The sequence below is a fragment of the Arthrobacter livingstonensis genome (assembly GCF_003219815.1).
In the GTDB taxonomy this organism is placed as follows: Bacteria; Actinomycetota; Actinomycetes; order Actinomycetales; family Micrococcaceae; genus Specibacter; species Specibacter livingstonensis.
The window spans coordinates 1-3051 of sequence record NZ_QJVD01000076.1 but is presented as its reverse complement, the minus strand read 5'-3'; the positions used below and the strand labels follow the sequence as shown (position 1 = coordinate 3051).

The following is a 3051-nucleotide window of genomic DNA, read 5'->3' as shown; positions in this document are numbered from 1 at the left end:
CGCCGTAATCGGACTCAAACTCGTCCCACACGCACCCCGAACCGGCGGCGGAACAGACACCCGGTAACCCGGCGGCGCCGGTGTTGCCGCGCCCTGCAGTGGGTCCGCGGTCACCGGCGAACGGGCACCGGCCCAGCGAAATGGTGCCGTCTGCAGTCCTGGGCGGTGTCATACCCTCGAAGCAACAAGTTAGTTAGATAGAGGAGTTGCTGGTGGGGCGTAGGGCGTTGTCGTTTTCGGATCGGGCGGACATCGCCGTAGGCATCCAGGCTGGCAGGACGGATCGGCAGATCGGGGCTGATCTTGGTCGGGATCACACGATCATTTGGCGGGAACGCCGGCGGAACTCGACGAAGACCCGCGGCTACCGTCCCGTGAGTGCCGACTGCTCCGCGGAGCGGAAGCGCAAGCGTCCGCAGGCGAGGAAGATCGGGACGGATCCGGTCCTTGCAGCGCGGGTGAGGGAGGATCTTCTCAGGTCGAGGACGCCGCGGCAGATCGCCGGCCGTTTGCGTTTGGAGGCGACGGACGCCAGCGTTGAGACCCATGACGAAATCACCCGACGCCGAGGGTCGCACCGTGTCCCACGAGGCCATCTACCAGTGGATTTACGCCCTGCCCAAGGGAGAACTGGCGAAGTCCGGAATCCTGCTGCAGTCCAAGCGTACGAAGCGCAAATCGGTGAAGCCGTTGGGCGAACGTACCGGCGGGAGGATCATCGGATGGTCAGCATCGACGACCGTCCCGAGGAAGCATCAGATCGCCGTGTTCCTGGCGTGTCGGAAGGGGACCTGGTGGTCGGCAAGGGCGGCAAGAGCGCTATCGCGACGCTGGTGGAGAGGCACAGCCGGTTCCTGATCACGCTAACGCTGCCCGAGGGAATGAAGGCTGACGGACTCGCCGACGTCCTCATCAACAGGGTCAATGACCTGCCGGCCCTGATGCGCGGTTCCTTGACATGGGACCAGGGCACCGAGATGGCCCGCCAGGCCCAACTCACCGTGGCCCCGGACCTGCCGGTGTACTTCGCCCACCCCCACTCACCCTGGGAGCGTCTCTCCAATGAGAACACGAACGGGCTGATCCGGGAGTACTTGCCCAAGGGCATCGAACTGACCAGCCACCAACCCTATCTGGACTCCATCGATGATGAGCTCAACGACCGCCCCCGCGCCGTCCTGGGATTCCTCACACCATGAGAAGTATTCACCAAGCTACTCAACGACAATGTTGCTAAGACGGCTTGACACCGCCCTCGGTTGCCGTCGCGTTCCTGACATCGGGGTTTCTGGGCGCGCGGCAAACTTGGCAACGGTCTTCAGCTGCCCAGCCACCCAAGTCGGTTCCGATGAATTGGACCTATAACATAGTCTGATGGCCAGCCCCAGGCCAGCCAACATCCATAAGAGAAAACGACAATGTTATAGGATTACCTACTCCTCAATTCTGAAGAATTGGAAAAGCGGCTCGAATAGGAAGTCACTCTCACCCAAGCCGCCTAACCACTTTATTTTCGTACCAGTTGCTGCACCTAACGTTACGAAACCTTTTCCAGATCTGTGGCATCGCGATCTGAAGCGCGAGCAGTGGCTGCCTTTCTATTTGCGCGTCTCGATTCATGCTGGGAATAGAGCCAGATGGGTATGTAGGCCCCCAACACAGCAAAGGCCACCCAGGTGGGAGCCCAACCGATTTCCAGACTGTTCAGGTAGACCACACCGACAACACAAAGCGGCACATTGAACAGGCCAAAGAACAGACCGACATATTTCCAACCCTTGGGCGCCTTGAACGGCCGCTCCAGATCAGCGAAGGCCGGGTCTTTTTTAGATTTGACATAGGCGAGCAGGCTGAGGCCATGGGCTATGGTGTAGCCAATCGCCGAGGCCCCAAGAACTGCCGAGGCGTTTCCCATGGAAATCAGCGCCAGGTTAAAGGCAGCGATGACCAGCAGGGCAACAAACGGAGTTCCGTGGCGGTTGGTGTGACCAAATATCTTGGGAAGGTTACCCTCCCGCGACATGGAGTGCATGGCGCGGGAAGAACCCAGAAATGCCGTTTGAATGATCAGAACCATGGCGGCCATCAACAGGATAATGGTGATCATGGAGCCGGCTTGGCCGAATACAGCCTCGGCGACCGGAATCAGAGGCGACACAGGTTCTGCAAGCACCCCGTCAACACCCAGTACACCGATCACTGAAGATTGCAGCAGGACAAACAAGAAGAAGCAGATGATGCCGCAGGCAAACAACGCTTTCGGGGCATCCTTCGACGGATTTTTGTATTCAGGACCGTACATGGCTGCAGTTTCCCAGGCACAGGCACTCCAATGCGCAATTCCAAAGACGCCAAAGAGAATCAGGATATGATGCAGATCCCAGGCCCAGTCAGTCGGCCACCAGCTGCCAGTGATATTGGACAGTTCAACGTGTCCGGTAGCAAAAGGAGCCACGGCCAGGATGACCAGCGGAATCAAAGATATAGCCGCCAGGATGTAACCAAGGATGGCGCCTTCCTTGAGGCCGAACCAATTAACCACGAACAATCCGGTAAAAATCACCCCACCTGCCATCAAAGACAGCTGATACTCAGTAAAGGTCTCGCCCAGCACCGGAAACAGCCCATGAAGGTAACCGCCGACGAGGATGGAAAAGATCGCCAGTATCGGGTTCCAGCCAAACCAGTAACTCCAGGCGGTGAAACCACCAAGTAGCTTGCCCTTGTTGTACCGGCCCTGGTGGTCTTCGGCATATATATGCTGGGCAAAACCCGGCACCCCAGAGACCTTGGGAAGCGTGGTGGCCATTTCAGCGTACGCAGTGTTTTGCATGAAGCCCTGAAGGACCGATAGTCCCCAGATTAGAATAGCTGCAGCAGACACATACAGGGGAAGGTACCCCAAGGACGGGAGAATCAGCAAGGGCACACCCAGCGCAATGGCCATGCCCTGCTTCCAGTCGATCGACCTTTTCAGGTGATCGTCTCCATTCAAACGTTTTTCACTCATAACAATCTCCCTTACAACGTAAAGTCGTCTGATTTTCTAGT

Annotated in this window: 2 protein-coding genes; one reads left to right on the top strand and one right to left on the bottom strand. The window is 57.9% G+C overall.

Going from position 1 to position 3051, the window contains the following annotated elements; translation table 11 throughout:
- The first annotated feature begins 212 nt into the window (after positions 1–212).
- Complete coding sequence (locus CVV68_RS22740) at positions 213–1199, top strand: IS30 family transposase (protein ID WP_245933745.1); 987 nt, start codon at positions 213–215, stop codon at positions 1197–1199.
- Between the two features lie 338 nt (positions 1200–1537).
- Here CVV68_RS22740 and CVV68_RS22735 read toward each other — a convergent pair whose 3' ends face one another.
- Positions 1538–3010, bottom strand: coding sequence for an APC family permease (locus CVV68_RS22735; protein WP_110503251.1), 1473 nt, complete (start codon positions 3008–3010; stop codon positions 1538–1540).
- Positions 3011–3051: the final 41 nt, after the last annotated feature.